The organism is Edaphobacter aggregans DSM 19364 (assembly GCF_000745965.1).
GTDB lineage: Bacteria > Acidobacteriota > Terriglobia > Terriglobales > Acidobacteriaceae > Edaphobacter > Edaphobacter aggregans.
This window is the reverse complement of record NZ_JQKI01000095.1, coordinates 1-19775: the sequence shown is the minus strand read 5'-3', so window position 1 is coordinate 19775 and position 19775 is coordinate 1. Positions and strand designations below refer to the sequence as shown.

14 protein-coding genes and 1 pseudogene are annotated in these 19775 nt (G+C 60.1%); 11 read left to right on the top strand and 4 right to left on the bottom strand.

What is annotated here, in order from left to right; all coding sequences use genetic code 11:
- Nucleotides 1-485, top strand: a 485-nt coding sequence (locus Q363_RS23685; protein WP_211256316.1) for an IS91 family transposase, incomplete at its 5' end; no start/stop codon positions are given.
- Nucleotides 486-887: 402 nt separating this feature from the next.
- On the opposite strand, the gene Q363_RS23680 is transcribed toward Q363_RS23685, so the two are convergent.
- On the bottom strand, nucleotides 888-1235 hold the full coding sequence (locus Q363_RS23680) for a hypothetical protein (RefSeq protein ID WP_035355633.1): 348 nt from the start codon (nucleotides 1233-1235) through the stop codon (nucleotides 888-890).
- A 668-nt stretch (nucleotides 1236-1903) separates the two neighbouring features.
- Between Q363_RS23680 and Q363_RS23670 the strand changes: the two genes are divergently transcribed.
- From Q363_RS23670 to Q363_RS23650, 5 genes are all read left to right on the top strand, one after another.
- Nucleotides 1904-3136: an SGNH/GDSL hydrolase family protein gene (locus Q363_RS23670; protein WP_051979215.1), complete on the top strand. Its 1233-nt coding sequence runs from the start codon at nucleotides 1904-1906 to the stop codon at nucleotides 3134-3136.
- A gap of 283 nt (nucleotides 3137-3419) precedes the next feature.
- Nucleotides 3420-3647, top strand: coding sequence for a hypothetical protein (locus tag Q363_RS23665; RefSeq protein WP_035355626.1), 228 nt, complete (start codon nucleotides 3420-3422; stop codon nucleotides 3645-3647).
- A gap of 246 nt (nucleotides 3648-3893) precedes the next feature.
- Nucleotides 3894-4922, top strand: a complete 1029-nt coding sequence (locus Q363_RS23660; RefSeq protein WP_035355625.1) for a LacI family DNA-binding transcriptional regulator — start codon at nucleotides 3894-3896, stop codon at nucleotides 4920-4922.
- Nucleotides 4923-5366: 444 nt separating this feature from the next.
- Nucleotides 5367-8927 (top strand): TonB-dependent receptor, encoded by a 3561-nt coding sequence (locus tag Q363_RS23655; protein ID WP_035355622.1) that lies wholly within the window; start codon nucleotides 5367-5369, stop codon nucleotides 8925-8927.
- A gap of 87 nt (nucleotides 8928-9014) precedes the next feature.
- Nucleotides 9015-10739: a glycoside hydrolase family 2 protein gene (locus Q363_RS23650; protein ID WP_051979214.1), complete on the top strand. Its 1725-nt coding sequence runs from the start codon at nucleotides 9015-9017 to the stop codon at nucleotides 10737-10739.
- 12 nt (nucleotides 10740-10751) lie between these two features.
- On the opposite strand, the gene Q363_RS23645 is transcribed toward Q363_RS23650, so the two are convergent.
- The gene (locus tag Q363_RS23645) at nucleotides 10752-11999 is read right to left on the bottom strand and encodes an MFS transporter (RefSeq protein WP_051979213.1); all 1248 of its coding nucleotides are present in this window, start codon (nucleotides 11997-11999) and stop codon (nucleotides 10752-10754) included.
- 9 nt (nucleotides 12000-12008) lie between these two features.
- Complete coding sequence (locus Q363_RS23640) at nucleotides 12009-14300, bottom strand: FAD-dependent oxidoreductase (RefSeq protein WP_035355619.1); 2292 nt, start codon at nucleotides 14298-14300, stop codon at nucleotides 12009-12011.
- 196 nt (nucleotides 14301-14496) lie between these two features.
- Here Q363_RS23640 and Q363_RS23635 point away from each other — a divergent pair, with 196 nt between their 5' ends.
- The 4 genes and pseudogenes from Q363_RS23635 (at nucleotide 14497) to Q363_RS44590 (ending at nucleotide 18412) form a co-directional block, all read left to right on the top strand.
- Complete coding sequence (locus tag Q363_RS23635) at nucleotides 14497-16716, top strand: TIM-barrel domain-containing protein (RefSeq protein ID WP_035355616.1); 2220 nt, start codon at nucleotides 14497-14499, stop codon at nucleotides 16714-16716.
- Between the two features lie 66 nt (nucleotides 16717-16782).
- A complete protein-coding gene (locus Q363_RS23630; RefSeq protein ID WP_035355613.1) occupies nucleotides 16783-17826 on the top strand; it encodes a hypothetical protein in 1044 nt (347 codons plus the stop codon).
- 3 nt (nucleotides 17827-17829) lie between these two features.
- Nucleotides 17830-18051 (top strand): annotated as a pseudogene (locus Q363_RS46705) (glycoside hydrolase domain-containing protein); the annotation flags it as partial.
- Between the two features lie 172 nt (nucleotides 18052-18223).
- Nucleotides 18224-18412: a glycoside hydrolase domain-containing protein gene (locus tag Q363_RS44590; RefSeq protein ID WP_035355609.1), complete on the top strand. Its 189-nt coding sequence runs from the start codon at nucleotides 18224-18226 to the stop codon at nucleotides 18410-18412.
- A gap of 352 nt (nucleotides 18413-18764) precedes the next feature.
- Here the strand turns inward: Q363_RS44590 and Q363_RS46700 are convergent, their stop codons facing one another.
- The gene (locus Q363_RS46700) at nucleotides 18765-19466 is read right to left on the bottom strand and encodes a reverse transcriptase domain-containing protein (RefSeq protein ID WP_425387765.1); all 702 of its coding nucleotides are present in this window, start codon (nucleotides 19464-19466) and stop codon (nucleotides 18765-18767) included.
- 88 nt (nucleotides 19467-19554) lie between these two features.
- On the opposite strand from Q363_RS46700, the gene Q363_RS41030 reads away from it, so the two are divergent.
- Complete coding sequence (locus Q363_RS41030; protein ID WP_157466597.1) at nucleotides 19555-19698, top strand: hypothetical protein; 144 nt, start codon at nucleotides 19555-19557, stop codon at nucleotides 19696-19698.
- The last annotated feature ends 77 nt before the right edge of the window (nucleotides 19699-19775 follow it).

Genomic DNA, 19775 nt, shown 5'->3' with positions numbered 1-19775 from the left:
AACTCGGCCAGAAGGACTGGGTGGTCTACGCCAAGCCACCCTTCGGTGGCGCCGAACATGTTCTCAACTACCTGGCCCGCTATACCCACCGCGTCGCCATCTCCAACCATCGTCTCGTAGCCTTCGAGAACGATCGCGTCTCCTTCCGTTGGCGAGACTATGCTCACGGCGGCAAGCAAAAGGTCATGACCGTTTCCGCCCATGAGTTCCTGCGCCGATTCCTGCTTCACGTCCTGCCCGGCGGTCTGGTTCGCATCCGGCACTTCGGACTCTCCGCCAACCGCAAACGGAGTGCTGAGCTTGAACGTTGCCGCGCACTGCTCGGCATGGCGGCTGCCGTCGATCCGCCGGAGCCACCCAGCCTCCGCTGCCCCGCCTGCTCAGGAATCATGCTGGTCGTCGAACGACTCACCTGCGCTCAACTTCACTTCCGTGCAAGCCTCACCCCGTCCGAGCCAAGGAGGTGCGGCGATGACAGCTCCTGAGCGCCTCAACACTCGCCAGTCCGCTATCCATCACTTCCCACCTCGTGCACCAGAACGCAACGTCGAAGTGCGCTCGAACTGCGACAACGACTGTCACAACGCGCATGGCGAAATGCAGAACAAGTCTGCATTTCGCCATGTAACCGGAGTCCGTGCTTTCCTAACTGTCGCTCTCCGGCCTTCCAACAGCTCGCCGGCCGTCTGCCACCCATTGAAATCCCATAGGTAGATCACCGCGTCCGTCGCAAACGCCAACGGCTCACTTCAAACGGCCCTATCGAAACTGCCCCCAAGGAGGGAACCGCGTTCCAGCCCGCCCCATCTGCCGGGCAGTCCCGATAGGGATCTAACGTTTTCAGGGAACAACTCCCTCATCAGGAGCATCAGCGATGCAAATGAACGTTAGAGCTTGCCTGACTCAACGAGATCCAGGGCCTTGGCGAGAGCTTTGAGCACCTTCTGACGTTTTGGCTCTTCCAGCAGATACATGGGCAGCCGCTCGAACCACCGTTCAACTTCCCACCCTCGTTGCTCTCTCCAATCCTCTCCCAAGTCGCCCGCAAGCTCCTTGGCGGGGATACGGCTAGAGGGATGAGTCTTTGTCTTGTAGTAGGCAATGCACTTCTGTAGCTGAGCGACATCAGCGAACCGAAAAGTGAAGGAGACTACTTCAACCACAAGCACGGAGCGTGGGATGAGGTTTTGCTTACCATCTTCGCTCTTGATCGGCTCCCTAAAGATGCGGGCCATCTGACTTTTCACCTATCCCTGACGTTCAACCCAGATCGTATCGTAGTCGGCTCCTGATCGAGAACGGAATGCAGTCGCTCCCAGAAAGTCCGGTTTGCGGCAAGTTCGGGTGCGAAGTTGCTCAAAACCCCGTTACAAGGAGATGCGATTTTCCCTGTCGAACTGGCCCTTATACTGCAAGACATGGCCTCATCCGGTTCACGATTCAAGTTCCTTGGAATCACGCTTTCAGCCTTGTTAATTGTTGGCTTGGGAGTAGCGCGATTTCAGGCAGTTCGCGGACACTCAGGAGACGAAGGCATAATGGCCACGCAGAGGAAGAAGTCAACAATGCCATTGATCCAAGGTCGGGCAGCAACCTCTGCTGATGTTGATTCCGGTGCTGCAATCTTTTACGTAGCAGACGGTCGGAGCAAACCCTATTTCCTTAGCCGAAGCCTGCCAGTTGGAGCTGAGGTTGTCAGGCCAGACTTGGGTCTGCCGGTTGGCAAAACTGTGAAGATCGTTCAAGCGGAGATCACAGATGGGAGTCATGTCACTCTCGGCATACTCGACGGCGACAAACCATTGGTGTGCGCTCTTGAAGCTCCGATTAGGTCTCTATTGTTGCGCTTTACATACCCGCGCGTCCCGGTCTAACGTAGTGGTGCTCTCTGGGGGAAATCTCAATGCTCCTGCGGTTCATCGCGCTCCTGTCTCTCATTTTCGCTATCCCGTCGCCTGCACAGTCCTCGCCTTTCCAGCTACACGATGGGGACACCCTCGTCTTCTACGGAGACAGCATTACCGAGCAGCGCCTTTACACCGTCTATGTCGCCACTGCGGTCCGTACCCAGCACCCTACCTGGCATATTCGCTTTTACAACGCTGGCGTTGGCGGCGACCGGGTTACCGGCGGCGGTGCGGGCCCCATCGATACACGCCTCACCCGTGACGTTATTTCCCGTCATCCCACCGTCGTCGCCATTATGCTAGGCATGAATGACCGGGCGACGCCTGAGACACGCGCTGCTTACACGCCAGGATACGAACACATCCTCACCCGGCTTCGCAATGAACTCCCCGGGGTGCGCCTGAGCGTGATCGCGCCTTCGCCCTTCGATCAGATAACACGGCCAGACGCCCGCGGCAACGATCCACTCGTGAGCTTCACCGCCATCGATAAGTCACTTGCAACGAAGTTCAATGCCAACTTTGTCGATTTGAACACCCCACTCACCGCAGCCCTCATCCGGGCCAACGCAGCAAACCCCCTCGCAACGAAGCTAGCTGTTCCGGATCGCGTACACCCAACAGGTGGATTCCATTGGCTCATGGCCGAGACCATCCTACGCGGCTGGAACATGCCGCAGGTTGCTGCCTCGGTCACACTCGACGGACGCACCGGCAAACCGCTCGATCAGCAGGCTTCAACGGTTCACGACTCGCAAACTAGCCGGGATAAATTGCAATGGACCGAGACTGACAATCCCGACACCACCATCTTCGACTCCATCGACGGCAACGAGGCCCTCTTCCGCATCCTCACCGATGCTCCGCATCTCGGCCAGCGCATTCTGCGCGTCGAGAATCTCGCATCAGGCACCTACACTCTCGACATTGACGGCAAGCCTCTGCCCGCCCACTTTTCCTCCGCGGACCTCGCCACCGGTGTCGACCTCTCGATGATGCCAACCCCCATGCATGTCCAGGGACGCGCCGTCTTCTACGCTTGTTCTGATAGCGACGCCCTGCAGATCTCGCGGATCCGTGCCATCTCACGCACATCCGAGTTGCCCACGGACACGCCTCTGGCGGAAGGCACAAAGTTTCTCGATCAGGTCATCGACGCAGCCGAACGCCGCATCGCCGCTGCGGCAGCACCGAAGAATCACACCTTCGTTCTGCAGCGCATGCCATAGTTCACGAAGCTGGCAAGGCCTCTTACCCATCCAGGACTGTCTGGCTCTCTGCTACCCTGCTAGCGCTCAATTATTGTGTGACTTGAGGGCGCCTCAGAATGTATGGTCCGCCGCGCGACTGCAAGGGGAAAAGCGTTAAACGAGAGACATGTCTGCGCTGCATCCTCCGACCCACACTTCTGGGCCGACCTTTGTAGTAGGCACACAAACCACTGATCATTGCCCACCGCTTCAATGCCTACTAAGGAAGCCGAGGGCAACCCTCGGTAAAATCGTCAGCGTCATGCGCGAGATTCTGCTTCTTGTCGCTATCGGCGTAGTCATCGGCATCCCGGCAGCCCTCGCCGGTGACCGCTTCGTCGCCAATATGCTCTTCGGTCTCAAGGGCGCCTACCCCGTCAGCCTGTTGACCGCCGTGGTCGTCTTGCTCACCGTCGCCGTCTTCGCCGGATACTTCCTAGCCAAGAGAACCTCCAGAGTCGATCCTATGGAAGCCCTCCGCTATGAATGACCGTAAATACTGCGCCGATTGATTTTTACCAAGTTGTGTTAAATTGTGGATTCTTCGATCGCGGCAGCGGGCGACACGCTGTACGCCTACGTCCTTAGCTGAACCGCCTTCTCTCGTCGCAGGCAGGCCCAGACACGATCCTTCGCCTGCGGCCAAATCTTGTTAGACAGGCTTAAGATGGCGTATACCCGCTAGTGGAATTCTGTCTGGGTTCCAAGTTCTCTTTCTGTTGGAGGCGAGCTGTTCATGTCTGCACCGAAGCTCTCTGATATCGCCCAGCGCGCAGGCGTCTCCGTGGCGGCGGTCTCCATTGCACTGAACTACAAGGAGACCACGCGCGTCAGCGCGGCCAAACGCGAGCTCATCCGCGGTATTGCCCGGGACCTAGGTTATTCGCCCAACGAGCTGGCCAAGGCACTCGCCGAGCGACGAACCCGATTGCTCGGTCTGATGGTCCCCATGCGCGACCCCATCTTCTTCAACCAGTTCATCGCGCAAGCCCTCTCCGGCATCCAGGCTACGGTCATGCGCCGTGGCTACAACCTCCTTATCTACTCGCCCTCCGGCCGTCCCGGCCGCGCAACGCGCGATCAGATCCTCGAGAGCCGGTTTACCGATGGCCTCATCTTCATCAACACGCGCTCCTGCACCACGCGCGACATCAACGACACCATCCACGAGCTCGAGGCCGCGCAAATCCGTTTCACGATGATCAACTCCTACTACGGAAGGGCCGCCATCAACTACGTCGGCGTTGACGATGCCGCTCTCGCCAAAGCGGCGGTACGCTATCTCGTCGATCGCGGCCACCGCAGGATCGCCTTCCTCAGCGGGGCCTCAACGCTGCCCACTCACATCCACCTGCTGCAGGGCCTGCGGCGCGGTATGGCCGCGGCAGGGCTCGAACTGAAGCCCGAGCACATAGGGTGCAGTGACTACGACCAGACCAAGGCGTTCACCATCCTCGACAGTTGGTTCGCCCGACGCAAAGACCGCCCGACCGCGATCTTCACCGCCGACGACTCCCTGCTCGTGCACATGTACGACTACGTCGAGGCCCGCCAGCTCAGCGTGCCGGGCGATGTCGCTATCCTGGCGCGAGCAAACTCCGCTCACGCCGGCGGCCTTCGCCCACGGCCCACCGCCTTCTTCATCCCCACCTTCGAGATGGGCCAGCTCGCCGCCGACATGCTGATTAACTCGATCGAACAGCCAGAGCAGAAGCGGCAGCGCGTCGTGCTGCCCTTCACCTTCACCGAAGGCACGACAACCTAAACAGACAACGTAGAACAGCCATCCTGCCATCCGTTGACGCGCCACAGAACCACGGCCGGGCAGTCCACGAAGTACGCCTTTGCAGGGATTTGCAACCGCTGGTGAACTTTTTTGAGGACCGCCCCGGCAGCACGCCCAGCAGCCCTCTGTCCGGCCTGCATCCCCCCTCCGCCCCAGCCCCATAGAAATTACTTGACAACGCTGGACACACGACTCTAACCTCCCGGCGGAACGTTAATCGCTTAACTATGACGGATTCAAGATAATGTCCATCGATTCCGGACCCCCAGGCAAGCTCTCTCGAACGCTTCTGTAATCGCGATACTCAACGTCGCTCGGAACTCTTGTCTCGACCGGAAACACCTCAAAGCGCCACTCCAATCTGCTGAGCTCTGGATGGCAAAGGAAGAAGCAAAAGTATCTGTCGCACATTAGGAGAAAGACATGTTCAACTTTTCGAGGCTCGGCTGGAGACGACGCAAGACCACACAGTACGCTGTACTGGGCCTGCTTGGTCTATGTCTCGGCAACGCGCTTCCGCTGCTTGCGCAGCAGGGCACAGGCAACATCATCGGCACCGTCAGGGACTCCACCGGCGCCACCGTTGAGGGCGCAACCGTCGACATCCAGAACCAGGACCTCCAGAACACATTTACCCTCAAAACCAATGAGGCCGGCTTCTACAACTCGCCGCCGCTGCTGTTAGGCAGCAACTATCGTGTCACTGTCTCGCATCAAGGCTTTCAGACCTCGATCACAAACGGCGTGACCGTCACCGTCGGTGCCCGCGTTGAGGTCGACGTACAGTTGCAGGTCGGAGGCACAACGGAGACCGTTCAGGTCGACGCCTCGCAGGCCCTCCTCGACACCACATCCGGGACGCTGGGCGCCGTCGTCGGCGAGAAGTCCATCCAGGAGCTGCCGCTCAACGGACGCAACACCATCGCTCTGACCACTCTCACGCCGGGAGTCCGCGTTAACTCCACCGTTGGTCAGTCCGGGTTCGCCAATCGCGGTACCAACCTCTCCGCCATCTCCATCAACGGCTCGCCCACCGGCTCCAACTCCTACATCCTCGATGGCCAGAGCAACCTCTCCACCACCACCGGCGAGATCGCCGTCAATCCCAACACAGACTCCATCCAGGAGTTCAAGGTCCAGAGCGGCGTCTTCTCCGCGCAGTATGGCTTCACCCTCGGCGGCGTCGTCAACCTCGTCAGCCGCTCCGGAACCAATGCCTTTCACGGCTCCGTCTATGAGTTTCTGCGCAACGACATCTTCAACGCCCGCAACTACTTCGCACGCCCCCCGCTGACCAAGCCCGTGCTTCGTTACAACCAGTTCGGCGGCACCATCGGCGGTCCCATCATCCGCAACCGCGCTTACTTCTTCGCCAACTACGAGTCCTATCGCTTCATCCAGTCGAATCCTCAGTACCTGTCTGTACCCACCGCGGCGCAACGCACCGGCGACTTCTCCGGCCTTGCGGACGCAGGCGGCAACAAGATCCAGCTCTACAATCCCTTCAGCACCACCATCGTCAACAACGTCGCCACCCGCACGCCTTACGTCAACAACAAGATTACGAACCTCGACCCCGTCTCGGTCGCCTACCAAAACACCTTTTATCCGCTGCCCAACACCACTCCCATCAACCCCTACACCAATACCAACAACTTTTCCTTCCTCAATCGCGGCATCAGCAACATGCACAACGCTCTTGGCCGCGTCGACTTCCGCCTCACTGACAAGGACACGGTCTTCGCGCGCTACGCTTACTACAGCAACTTCACCAATGGCGGTACGGGCGGCGGAACCTACTACCCAGATCCCACCGTTGCCAATCGCTACGACACCTACATCGCCAAAGAGATCCTCGCCGGCAACACCCACACCTTCTCCTCAACCCTAATCAACGACCTCCGCCTCTCCGTCGAGCGGCAGGAGTTTCCCTTCCAGGCCGTGAGTGCCGGAGGCGACTGGCCGCAGAAGCTCGGCCTCCCCGGCAACGTTCCCAACTACGCGCTGCCTACTGTAGGTAATGGCCTGCCACCTTCCAATCAGACCATCGGGTTCCGCGCTTACACATTGCCCCAGATCACCGACACCCTCACAAAGGTCATCAAGCGCCACACCCTCACGATAGGAACTGATCTGCGCTACAACATCGGTTCCAACCTCCAGCGCAATACGCCGTCAGGAAACTTCAGCTTCGCCGCCGGCCTGACCACTGACCCCTCTGGTTCGGCGCCACCCCCTGGCTACGTCAACGTCGGGAACACCTATGCGACCTTCCTCTCTGGAGCCGTCAGCACCGCGTTTATCACTACCAATACCGGGCAGACCGACCGCGCCATCAGCACCTCGTTCTTCTTCCAGGACGACTGGCAGGTTACCGATCGCCTCACGCTTAATCTCGGCGTACGTTACGACTTCCAGCAGCAACCCTACGAGCAGAACAATGGCTACAGCAACTTCAACCCCAACCTCTCCTCGGGTGGCTTCACAGGGATCATGCAGTATGCCAATACCGGCGGCCTTGGACGGAACTTCGTTCCAGACAGCTTCACTGATTTCGGTCCTCGCATTGGATTCGCCTATAAGGCAACCAGCGATGGCAAGACGGTCGTTCGTGGCGGCTTCGGCATCTATTACCCGCTGATGTTCAACTCCATCTACACCGGCCAGACCAACGGGTTTTCGTCAACGAATACCAACTATACCTCTCCCGGCGGTGATACTCGCCGGACTGCATTCCAGTTCAAGAACGGCTTCCCCACCGATCCGCTGCAGCCGCTGGGCGCCGGTTTTGGGCCACTCGGCTTCCTCGGACAGTCAACGGGATATCAGGACCCCAACCGCTGGAAGTCACCCATGTCGCAGCAATACACACTCAGCATTCAGCGTGAGGTTCCGTACTCTATCGTGGTACAGGCAACCTACGTCGGCAACCACGGCGTGCACATTCCCGCTGGCGCCTACAACATGAACCAGCTCGACCCCAAGTACTTCGGCCTGGGCCGTGTCGCTCTGCAGCAGTCGGTACCGAATCCCAACGCCGGCAGATTCTCCGGCGCGCTGGGCGGCGCTACCATCACACGGCAGCAATCGCTTCTACCCTACCCTTACTACAACGCCGTCAACAGCTACACCCCGCATGACGGCAACCTCATTGCTCACTATCTTCAGCTCTCCGCCCAGCGCCAGGCGCGCAGCGGTCTCATCCTGCTCTTCGGCTACACATTCGGTAAGCAAATGGACGACAGCGTCACCTCGCCGCTGGCCTACCTCAATGGTCTCGCCGCCAACAATGGCTACCAGAATATCTACAACCGCCGCGCCGAGTATGCGCTCGATCCCTCTGACGTCTCACAGCGAGCAACCGTCAGCGCGCTCTACAACCTGCCCTTCGGCCGTAACCAGAAGTTCTCCTCCAGCAGCGGCTTCATCAATCGGCTCATCGGCGGATATCAGCTCAACCTGATCGCTGTCTTCCAGACCGGCACGCCGCTCACCATCACCGGCGCGAATTCCTCAGGCACGGCCACGCGTCCCAATTACGTCCCCGGGGAGTCGGTTTTGATCAAAAATCCCAGCGCCACGAAGTGGTTCAACACTTTTGCATTCCAGAACCCAACTGACTACACCTTCGGAAATGTTTCTCGCACGCTGCCTCGCCTGCGCGGCCCCGGAACCCAGAACTTCGATTTCTCGATCTTCAAGACGACCGCGATCACCGAACGCTGGAAGATCCAGCTCCGTGCCGAGGCGTTCAATGTGCTCAACCATGCAAACTTCGGGCTGCCGAATATGTCGTTTGCCGCCGCCGCAAATAACCTGGTTAACGGCAACGGCGTCGCCGCACCCTGCACAATAACAGCGCGGGACAGCAGTGGAACCCCAACAGCCGGAACCGGCGGCTGCAACACCAACGGCTCCTTTGGAGCTATCACCACTGCGGCCGACGGGCGCTCCCTGCAGTTGGCTGCCAAGCTGATCTTCTAATCTTGCATCCATACTCTCGAAGGGCAGAGCCTCCTCTCTGCACTTCTTTTTCATTGCTGAACTCTTGCCCAAGTTGAGGACCCTTTGATGACGACGCTGCGACAAGCTGCACTCTTCGCCCTTCTCCTGCCCGCCTTAGCTCTCTCAACTCAGGCCGCCGAACGTATCAGCCTCGATGGTTCCGGCTGGACCTTCAAAACCACGCTCGACGACAAGGCCCAGTCTGTCTCCGTTCCCCACAGCTGGCCCGCCTCAGAGCAGTACCGCCGCTACATCGGCCGCGCCCTCTACGAGCACGACTTCGACGCACCCACCCTTCGCCCCGGCCAGGTCGCGCGTCTGCACTTCGATGCCGTCTACGACGTCGCCCACGTCTGGCTCAACGGACGCATGATCGGATCACACGAAGGCGGCTACACGCCCTTCGAGTTCAACATCACCAAACTGCTCAAGCCCGGAGCCAATCACCTGGTGCTCGAGGTGGATAACACCCCGACGCTGACCTCCATTCCCGCGCTCGCCGCAGGAGTTCCCTCAAACGACCATAAGGGCCCGTACGGCTCAGGCGGACGAATCACCATCGTCGGCTGGATGCCCTACGGCGGCATCGTTCGCCCGGTGAACATCGTCGTTACCGACGCCGTCTATCTGCGCAACATGAAGATCGACGCCAAACCTGATCTCAAGACCGGCATCGCAACCATCCATCTGCGCGCCTGGCTGCACAACGGCGGGGCCTCCGCCGCTACAACCACCGTACAGGGCGAGATTGGTACGCTGCCCGTTCACCTCAAGCCGACGCGCATCGCCGCGAACAGTGACGCAGAGGTCAGCTGGAGCGGCACCCTCCGCAATGCTCACCTCTGGAGCGCCCGTGACCCCTTCCTCTATGACGCAAAGCTCACCGTGCCCGGCGACGAGCTGACGGCGCACATCGGAGTCCGCGACATTCGCGTCGTCGGGACCGAGCTGCAGTTGAACGGCAAACCCGTCCACCTCTACGGAGCAAACCGTGTCGGCGAAGATCCTAAAGAGGGCCTGCGCGAGTCCGACGCCATCCTCGAGCACGACCTCAACGACATGCTCGCCGACAACATGCGCATGATGCGCATCGCGCACTATCCTCAGCCGCCCTACCTGTTCGACTACGCCGACCGCCACGGCATGCTCATCATCCCCGAGGCCGGCAACTGGAACATGAGCGCATGGCAGATGGCCGATCCCGGAATCCGCTCTACCTTCCAGAAGCAGATGAAGGAGATGATGGAGCAGGACTGGAACCATCCCTCCGTCATCGCCTGGAGCGTGGGCAACGAGTACGAGTCCTACACCAGGGAAGGCATCGACTGGACGCGCGACATGCGCGCCTACACGCTCTCGCTTGACCCAACACGCCTCATCACCTTTGCCTCGCGCTACACCGGCGACCCCGCCGTCAAGACCGGCGCCGACGAAGCCAGCCAGTACTCCGACTTCGTCTCCATCAACGTTTACGGCAACTACGCCAAGCGCTTCGACCACGCGCATCAGCTCTATCCCGACAAGCCAATCTTTGTCACCGAGTTTGGCAAGATGGGCGAGCTCGGCCTGCACGACCCCGAACGCATCAAGGACATAACCGATGCCGTCAGCGCTATGAAGGAGCGGCCCTACATGATCGGCGGCTCGCTCTGGACCTGGAACGACTACCGCTCGCTCATCAAGGGCACTCCCCCCAACGGCATCCGCTCCTGGGGCGTCGTCAACATCGACCGCGAGCGCCGCGACAGTTGGAAGGTCGTGCAGAAGCTCTTTGAGACCGAGCTGCCCTAGGCGGCACCGGACTTATGCTGCAGGGACGGACGCCACACGCTTCATCGCAGACCGTCCCTGCAGATAGATCGGCCACAGCAGCACAATCGCAATCGGATGCAGCAGTGCCATCAGCCAGAAGACCGGCGTATAGCCGCCATGCGTGACGAGATAACCGATGATCTCGCTCGATAGCATGCCTCCAAAGCCGCTGCCCATCGCAATCAACCCTGCTGCCTTGCCCACCTGGTCCGGCGGATACAACTCGACAACGGTCGCCGTCAGTGTCACCAGCCACGCCATGTGCGCCAACGCAACGATCGAAGCAATCACGACCGACGCACCATAGTTCGGTGCCAGCGCAGCCAGCGGACTCAGCGGCACAAGCGCTGCGGCTGCCAGCATCGTCCATCGGTACGCCACACCCACTGGCATTCCCGTGCGTATCAGTCGACCCGACAGCAGGCCGCCGGCAATCGTACCCGCGCCTGCGCCCAGGTAGACCACCCAGCCAATCTTCGCCAGCTGCGCCATCGGCAGATGCCGTGCGCTGTTCAGATACTTCGGGAACCAGAAGAGAAAGAAATACCACACCGGATCGGTGAGGCTGCGCGCGATCAACAGCTTCCACGTCGACGACCGCCTCAGTACCTCGCGTGTATTCGCCGAACGTCTCGCGGAGTCAACCGTCTTTGGATTAACTCCATCACTCCGATAGAACCAGAACCATAGCGGGATCCACAACAGCCCGGCAAGCCCATCCAGCAGAAAGATCGAACGCCACGGCAGATGCGTCGTCACCGCGACGATCACCGGAAGCGCAATGATCGCTCCTGCCGTCGCTCCCATCGTGTAGATGCCGATTGCGAGCCCGCGCTGCTTTTCGTCGAAGGTCTCGCCCACCGCCTTCGGAGCTGCCACCCACAACCCTGGCTCACCCAGCCCGAGACAGAACCGCGCCAGCGCCAGCATCCACACCGACGATGCAAACGCCGTCGCCGCCTCCGCCAGCGACCACCAGCCGACAAACAACGCCATCGAGCGCCGCGTCCCCAGCCAATCCGAAAGAAATCCCGCGACTGCATAGGCAACAGCCGACGCGAACAGAAACACGCTGACAATGTGCGCATAGCCTTCATCGCCGAGATGCAGCTCCGCCTGCACCCGCGGAGCCACAACCGAAAGACTCTGGCGGTCGAAGTAATTGATCAGCGCAACGACAAAGAGCAGGGCAATCACGATCCACTGATGCCTGGCGAGTCTTCCCTCACACTCGTTCATGCCGCTCCCTCAGTAACAGCGTACTTCGAAGATCGCCGGTAGCGTCGGCCCATGCCCCAGCACGACAATCGACAGTTCGTCTGTCTCAACCGCCTTTGCCAGCTTCAGACTCCAGCGAGTCTGATGGTTCTCCGTTACCTTCGCGAGCAGGCCGTTGCTGCCTGCGCATACCTCAAACTCCGTAACGCACGCCGGCATCACCCGCTCCGGGTGTCCCATCAACACCGACTCCATCGGATGATCGAAATCCGTATCAAAGCTGATCTCGATCTCACGAATCGTCTGCGGTGTCTCCCATTCCAGCCGCAACGCGGGCCGCTCGTCCTCGCGCGCCGGGACCCACGCATTCACGCCGCACCACGGCCTCGACACACCATTCGTCACATTCGACGGCGCAAACATCTTCAGCGGAGGCTCAATCGTCGCAGCCAGATTTCGCGCCATCGGCCTGCGGTCCGGCAGCCAGAAAGCAAACGTGTCAATCCCGGAACCCTCAGGTGGCGTCTGCACCAGGCTCTTCGCCACCGCCTTGTTCATCTTCTGCGAGAGCGTCAGCAAACCTGTCACCTGCTCTTCACTTAGCGCGACCTCGACGCCGGCCGCCGGCAGCAACACAAAAAACAGGTGCGCTGCCTCGTCAATCAAAGCGTCAAACGCAAGCGCCACCTGCTGCGGTCCTTTCGCAAGACGAACTTCCTTCGCCGCCAGCTTTACGTCGGGCGTCGTGTTGCCCTTTCGGCCAGAACCCCACAGCTCCACATGCACCGTCGTCTCTGCTTCGCTCGCAAGTGTCACCGTAACCTCGGGCACACGGCCCGCATCGATCGGCAGCAACAACGCCACCGGCTTGTCTAACGGAACAAACCCACCAGACGGCCTCAGATCTCGAAGCTCCAGCGCGCTCGTCACCGTCATCCTCGCTGTCCGCGCCTTGTCCGCAGCATCCTCTGCATAGACACCAGGGATATTCTGGCCTGCACGCAGGAGACGTTGCTGCAACTCACGCATTCTCTCCGACACCAGCAAATCTCTCGGCTTGAGGCTGTCTTCATAACATAGCGCCGCCGCCATACCCACAGCCTGCCCGTTGTGCGCACACGTCGCCATCACGCGCGTTGAGCCGAAGGCAATATGCGAAGCTGAAATTAACCTGCCCGTCAAAAAGAGGTTCGGCACATTCCGGCTATACATCGCACGATACGGTATCTGGTAGACGCCCTTGCTATGCCACTGCGAGCATCCCGGCTGCGCGCTGTAAACGCCATCCGAAGGATGCAGGTCGATCGCCCACCCACCGAAGCTGACCGCGTCCGCATGCTGCCTCTGCTCCACGATGTCCTGCTGCGTCAGCATCACATCGCCCTCGAAGCGACGGCTCTCGCGCTTGCCGGGAATCGTCCCCATCCACTCCAGCGTCAGCGTCTCGGCCTCAGGAAACTCGCCGGAGTTTTTAATGTAGTTCCACACACCGTAAGCAACGCGCCACAGCTCCCACTTGATCTCCTCGGTCTCATACACCGTGTCCCGCGCGCCGCCATACTCAAGCCACCACAGCCTGCAACCCGAGTCCGTCACGCGCAGCTCGCGAAAGCGCGGAATCTCTGTAATGTCTTTCAGCGCAAACGAAGGCGCCACATACCTCACTGGCCTGCCCGTATCGCGCGAGTAGAAGTAGAGCGAATGGCCCAGCAGCGAGTGCTGCTCCGTCTCCGGCGCCAGTAATTCCCCAAACTCCGACCTTGCCTCCGCGCCAATGCGAAACGCCGCGCCCGAAAGGAAACCTAGGATGCCGTCGCCCGTAGCGTCGCAGAACAGAAGCGCTTCCAGTCGGTAGCGCGTCTGATTCTGGCTGCAATAGGCAGATGCGCTCTTGATTGCACCATCGTCATCCGTCTCGACCTCGTCGATGGCCGTATTCAGCAGCAGCCTGATGCGCTCTTCCCGCAGCACAAACTCCAGCACGGTCGAATCGAGGATGACCGCATTTCCCTCCGGGTTGCGCCACATATTCTCGACCAACAGCTCGTCGATGACGCCACCCTCGCGAGCCCACCGATTGTTATTGCCCATGTGTGAGGTCGCGCCCAGCACCCAGAGCCGCACCTCGCTCGAAGCATTGCCGCCCAGCACCGGACGGTCCTGCACCAGCGCGACATGGAGGCCCGCGCGTGCCGCCGTAATCGCACAGCAAACGCCAGAGAGACCGCCTCCGGCCACCACCAGGTCGGCCGTGATGTTCTCCTGTCGAAGCTCCCGAGGAACCGGTCGCACTGATTCTTCGGAGTACCCGTGATTCTTCATCGTTTCTCGTGTCAAAGTTCAGCCTGTCTTGGAGACCATCGTTCATCCTGAAGACGTGAAGCCGCGGCCTTCCTGATTTATTCCTTGCCAAGAATCAACCGGAAGAGTACATGTTAAACGCTAAACTTGTCCAGAAATTGATGATCTGTTCTCTGTCATCGCAAACGCCGGTCGAGACCGAAAGGATAAAAGCGTCTTGTCGAAAAAAGTGCATCTTGTCATCGCCTTGCTTCTCACAAGCGGCCTTCTTCATCAAGCTGCCGCAGAGGACATCCGCCTCCGCAGCTCCAACCTCACCCTCACGGCCCAGGGCAAGGAGTTCCGCTACGGCTTCGACATCGCCGGCAAACCCGTAGTCGCTTCCGACGCAAAGGCCGGCATCCTCGTCGGCGGAGAACCGATCACACTGGCTGATAAGGCAGGCTGCACCGCATCGCCATGCGTGCTCAGCGCGACGGCCAAGAGCGGCGCGCACCTTCGCATCACCATCGCGCTCGCACTGCATCACGCAACCCTCACACTCTCCTCCGCCGATCCTCTCTCCGACGTCCGCTTCGTCACCGCCGGCGCCGCACCGGCCTACGGTCTCGCCGACCACGCCGTCGAACAGGCCCGCTTCTCCACCCTCACCAACAAGCAGTTCAACACCGACGTCACCGGCTTCGCCGACGACACCTATCTCTCCGGCCAGGGCATCACCCGCCTCGTCAGCAACTTCGTCATCTATCCCAAACAACACTTCGCTGTTCTGCTCATCGATCCCCACCGCAAGATCGTTCACACCTCCGGCGAGCAGATCGTCCAGGGCGTCGAGCGCCTCAACGGCAAGGTCACCATCCATTACTTCTTCGGCGACCCGCACCAGATCTACAAGCAGTATCTCGATGCCCGCAACGCCGCCGGCTACAAAGTTTTCATGCCTAAGTACGAGGCCTTCGGCGTCGGCTGGGAGGCCTTCGGCGCGCTCGGCTGGGAGACCAACCAGAAGACCAACACCGACAGCATCGACCACTACCTCAAGCTCGGCTATCCGCTCAAATGGGTCGTCATCGGCTCCGGTTTCTGGCCCGCCAAGCCCGACGCCATGCACGAAACCACCAGCTTCGGCCTCTGGGACCAGGATAAATATCCCGATCCCAAAGGGATGATCTCGCACCTCCGCGACGAGAACCTCACCGTGATGCTCGGCCTGCGCATTACCTTCATCACCACCGGACCCTATTCGGCGGAGGGCATTGCGAAGGGCTATTTCCTCAAAGAGAAAAGCGGCCACGCCGAGGCCTTCACCGGAGGCTGGCCCAAACTCCCCTACTACCTGCTCGACGCGCACAACCCGGCAGCACTCAACTGGTACACCGGCCTCGTCAGGAAGTGGCAGGACGACGGCATCTCCGGCTGGAAGGAAGACTTCTACGGCTACGGCAAGTACGACCTGCGCGACGACAAGGTCGATCCCACCAACGATCGCCTGATGGCCGAGAAGCAGCTCATCATCGAGCGCAACGGCTACCTCTCCTCCAACGGCGACCTGCACCGCATCAACGACTTCAATTACAACCAGGACCAGGACCGCGGCCCCGTCAACGCGCTCGCGTTCGCCTACGCCGGCTTCCCCCTCGTCTATCCCGACATCGTCGGCGGCACCTTCGGCGAGAGCCACTTCAGCACCAGCCGCACCCAGCGCATGGAGACCTACATGCAGCGCAACGCCATGTGGGCCTCCCTGCACAGCAGCATGGGCATGGGCGAGCCTCCGTGGTCGTTCTCCAACGAGACCGCAGCCGTCATGCTCAAGGCCGCGAAGCTACATGAACGCATCGCGCCATATCTCTTCTCCAACGCGCGCCGCTTCTTCCACGACGGCTACCCCTGGACGATGACGCCACTGCCCATCGCCTTCCCCGAAGACCCGCAAGCCTACGGCCGCGAAAACGCAACCGCACGCGGCTACGAGTGGCTCATCGGCGACGCCATGCTCGCAACACCGCTCTACGGCAACGACTACGCCACCGCAACCTCGCGCGATGTCTACCTTCCCGCCGGCAACTGGATGGACTTCGACTCCGGAAAGATCTATCCTGGCAATCAGACACTCAAAAACTTCCTGTTCCCGCCCGACAAGAGTCCGCTCTTCATCGGAGGCTCCGGAGTCACGCTCGAGCAGCAGCAAGCCAAGCTCTACCTCTGCGTCTATCCCGTAGCAAAATCCTCAAGCGCAACCATTACGCTTCCCGGCAGCGCAACGCCCATCACCGTCAACGTCAGCAATATCCAGGTCGGCGCCGATCTCGGCACTCTCACCGTCAAAGACAAGGCAGGCAAAACGGTCGCCGCAACAACACTCGGTCACGCGCTCGCCTTCGAACCGAAGGCAGGTGAGACGTACAACGTGACGAGCGCTAGATCGGGGAGGTAGATAGGCGAACAGACTCGAGGGATTTATCATCCTCGAGTCCACGCCTCATACGCGGCCAGGAGTGCCATGACACACCAGCAGGGTATCGTCTACGCCACCACCTCCGACGGATACGAGCTGCCCATCATCGACATCACCCATCCGGCCTTTGCCGTCCCCGAAGATCCCGCATCGCTCGCCAGCCTCACAGCGCAGTATCGCGCCGCCGAGCAGCAGCAGGCGAGGCTTCCCCTCTTCATCAGGCGCCTCATGATGAGGCTGGGTGCCCGGAAGTCCGAGCTGCTTCGCGCCCTCGTCGCACCGGAGCAGTCCTTCCTCGGCGGCCTTCACACCTACATCATGAAGCTCGGCCCCGCCAACCTCCCCGACCGCTTCAATACCCCGCTCGACCAGCGGATCGCCAGCTCGCCGCACGCCCGCTTTGTGCGTCTGCGCCTGCAGCACTGCGCACAGTTGCTCGCCGACAGCCTCGAGCCGCTGCTGCTACACGATCCCGGCGCACCGCTGCACTTCGTCAACATCGGCGGCGGCCCCGCCATCGACTGCATTAATGCGCTCTTTCTGCTTGCGAAGCGTCAACCCGGGCTCCTTCAACGTCCCATCCACATCCACGTCTGCGACCTCGACGCCAAAGGCACGGTCTTCGGAGCCAACGCCGTCGCCGCGCTGATCGAATCGGACTCTCCGCTCAACAGCCTCAACATCACCTTCTCCTCAAAGCCCTACAACTGGAACAACACAGGCGAGCTCGAAGCTCTGCTCTCCACGATCACGGAGCCCGGCGCCATCATCGCCGCATCCTCCGAGGGCGCGCTCTTCGAGTACGGCAGCGACGAGGCGATCATCAGCAACCTCCTCACGCTTCGCTCCCGCGCCAGGCTCGTCGTCGGCTCCATCACCAGCAACGATCCAATTCGCCGGGAGCAGATCAAAACCACCCGCTTCCAGCTCGTTCCCCGCGGCCTCGAAGGCTTCCGCCCGCTAGCCGAGCAAACCGGCTACACAATCGTTCGCTCCGAAATCACCCCGCTCAGCGATCACGTCCTGCTACGCCCAAATAGCTCGCGTGCACAGCCATCATCGCTTTCGCGCACAACCTCGTCATTCTGAGCCCTGAGCAAACTGGAGAACTTCATCGACCCCGAGACGAAGCTCGCGCGTGGGCGCCACGGGGACGGCTCCTGGATCACGCCCTTTGAGTACAGGAAATGGGTTAGCTTCATCACCGAGTCCAACTTCTGGCAGTACAGCTTCTACGTCCCGCACGACGTCTCCGGCCTCATCGAGACACTCGGCTGCAAACAGCAGTTTGTTCAGAAGCTCGACGGCCTCTTCGCCAACAAACTCTACGATCCCGGCAACGAGCCCGGCCACCAGATTCCCTATCTCTACGACGACGCAGGACAGGTGTCCGCCCGGTGGATCTTCTCCACTCTCGGCTTCTATCCCGTCGGCGCGCGGCATCCCCGAGTACTGGATCCGCACGCCACGCTTCCCTGTCGCCACGTTGAACCTTCCCGGCGGAAAGAAGTTCACCGGCACCGCCCACAACACGAGCGCGAAAAGCATCTACATACTGTCAGCGAAGCTCAACGACACGCTGCTCAAGACGCCGCGCATCGAGCACGACACCATTATGCACGGCGGTACACTCGAGTTCACCATGGGGCCTGAACCGAACCACCAGATCTTCTAGCTATCGACTACCCGATCTCCGTGTCATTTCGACCGAAGCAGGACAGCTTCATCGTCCAGCGAAGTGGAGACCCCCATTTCGCCCGTGCTTCCACCCGACGCCGGGTGCCCCATCCTTCACGAAAGTGAAGGGTGGGGTCAACCCATCTCCCAACTACCGCAGATGCGCAATTCGACCGAAGTAGGGCAAAGCTCATGGCGACGCATTTTTTTCGGTGCCTTCAGGAGCAACGTTTTGAGTAGACGAAGAGCCGTCCCAACGTATATGGTGCGGCAGTCGGAAAGTTAATCGCTATCGCGGTAGGGATGCGCATTTCTGCGCACCCCCCCGCACAGATCCCGGCGGGCGTGATTCACGCACCGGGCTCCCACCTCGGGTGTTTGACGGCGAAGCGAACGCTGGGCCAAGGATGAAGGATACGGGGCAGAGGCAAGAACTCTGCCGCGAGTTTAGCTATCCGATTCCAAGTAGTGCGATCCCGCTGACTTCGCTGACTAAGAGAGCGTCGCCAGAGATCGACTGCGTAGTGCCGGAAAGCCCCGAGGCATTTGCTATTAGTCGGAACCGCATGATACGCAAAGTATCCGCGGACGACCTGTCCAAGCCATTTTCCCTGGATCGGTATGGGTTCGTGCATTCGCCGCTTCAGCTCCTCTTTGATCGCTCTCAACCTTGCCCGCATCCTATCTCGGCGCGTCTGCCGTTTAAGCTGGATGGCGCCCCGGCGGGATCGGCCACAGATATGAGTAAAACCAAGAAAGTTGAACGTTTCCGGCTTTCCAAGACCACGGCTTTTTCGATCTTTAGCCGCAAAGCGGCCGAATTCAATCAACCGGGTCTTATCCGGATGCAACGTAAGCGCGAACTTTTCCAACCGCTGCCGCATATCTTCCAAGAACCGTTTCGCGTCTCGTTCGTGCTGAAAGCCCATGACAATGTCATCGGCGTACCTCACTACGATGACCTGACCGCTGGCGTGGTGTTTACGCCAGTGATCGGCCCAAAGGTCGAACGCATAGTGAAGATAGATATTGGCCAAAAGAGGCGATGCCACTCCCCTTACACAAAAGGTAATTTGGGTCGCCTGTCTGGCTTGGCGGTATGCAACCGCCTCGCGGGGGGCTCTGCAGGACTGGGATGCTATGGCGAATGGTGATGGTGTCTTCTCCTATCAAGACGTCTTTCACAACAAGCCGTACGATTCGCTGGCGCTCCTCGATACTCAGCGTATCAGCAGCATCGTGCAGGCGGGCGAGGAACGCCGTGAGGGTCTCCGCGAGGCGTAGGAAGGTTGCTCTATCGTCGGCCTGGTCAGTGATTGCCTGTAACTCAGCACGGACCGACTGTTCGCGCTGGCGCAGTG